The organism is Novosphingobium sp. BAM6 (assembly GCF_057784955.1).
The window spans coordinates 1-1,156 of sequence record NZ_JBYNTR010000034.1 but is presented as its reverse complement, the minus strand read 5'-3'; the positions used below and the strand labels follow the sequence as shown (position 1 = coordinate 1,156).

1 protein-coding gene is annotated in these 1,156 nt (G+C 61.0%); it reads right to left on the bottom strand.

What is annotated here, in order from left to right; all coding sequences use genetic code 11:
* Positions 1-1,083 carry an IS630 family transposase gene (locus AC3EC3_RS19750; RefSeq protein ID WP_488491277.1) on the bottom strand — a complete coding sequence of 361 codons (1,083 nt, stop codon included), beginning with the start codon at positions 1,081-1,083 and terminating at the stop codon, positions 1-3.
* Positions 1,084-1,156 lie beyond the last annotated feature (73 nt).

Below are 1,156 nucleotides of genomic sequence, written 5' to 3'. Positions count from 1 at the left end.
CTAGTGGATTGACTCCAACGTTTGGAACCCGCGATTTCGAGCGGCGATAATGTCGTCCGGATTAGCCTTCCAGATGAAAGGCTTGGGGTTGTCGGCGTTGTATTCGCGGATGAACCGGTTGATGGCCGCCTGAAGATCGACGACGGAGTGGAACACGCCGTGCTTAAGGCGCCGCCTGGTCAATTTTGCGAAGAAGCCCTCGACGGCATTGAGCCATGAGGAAGAAGTTGGCGTGAAGTGGAAAGTCCAGCGCGGATGGCGGGCGAGCCACTCTTGGACCTTGTCTTTCTTGTGTGCGGCATAGTTGTCGAGAATTACGTGGATCGCCTTGTCCTTGGGCACTTCGCGCTCGATCCGATTGAGGAAGCGGATGAACTCCTGGTGGCGGTGGCGCTGCATGTTCTGCCCTATCACGGTTCCGTCGAGCACGTTGAGCGCAGCGAACAGCGTGGTCGTGCCGTAGCGCTTGTAGTCGTGGGTCAGCGTGCCGGCGCGCCCCTTCTTCATCGGCAGACCTGGCTGGGTGCGATCGAGAGCCTGTATCTGCGACTTCTCGTCGATCGATAGGACCACCGCATGGGCAGGCGGATCGACATAAAGACCGACGATCTCGGTGAGCTTCTCGGCGAATGCCGGATCGTTCGACAGCTTGAAGCTGCGCCAGCGATGCGGAGCAAGGCCATGCGCCTTCCAGATCGACTGCACTGTCGAAACGGCAAGCCCAACCGTCTTGGCCATTGCGCGCGCCGTCCAGTGGGTCGCCTCATGCGGCGGTGGTTCCTGCGTCAGCCGGACAATCTCGGCCACGCGCTTGGGCAACACCGGCGCCTTGCCGGGCGGACGGGACTTGTCGCGGAGCAGGCCATCGACGCCTTCATGCATGAAACGCTCCTGCCAGCGCCAAACGCAGGTCTTCGATTTGCCTGTTGCCGTCATAATCGCCGAGGTGCCCAGGCCGTCACTGCTCAACAGAACGATACGGGCGCGCCAGACATGTTTCTGCGGACTCAAGGGCGCCGACACGATGTCGTGCAGGCGTTGACGGTCGGAGGCCGAAACGGTGAAGCTGATGCCATCGCGCATCCTGCGAGACTGGCACGCCTGCAAGCCGCTGGGAATCCCCAACCGGACTCTTTCGTTCCGGTCAATCCACTAG

Bases quoted from the DNA above. Each gene is read 5' to 3' on its own strand.
- AC3EC3_RS19750 (WP_488491277.1), bottom strand. From the start codon at position 1,083: ATGCGCGATGGCATCAGCTTCACCGTTTCGGCCTCCGACCGTCAACGC.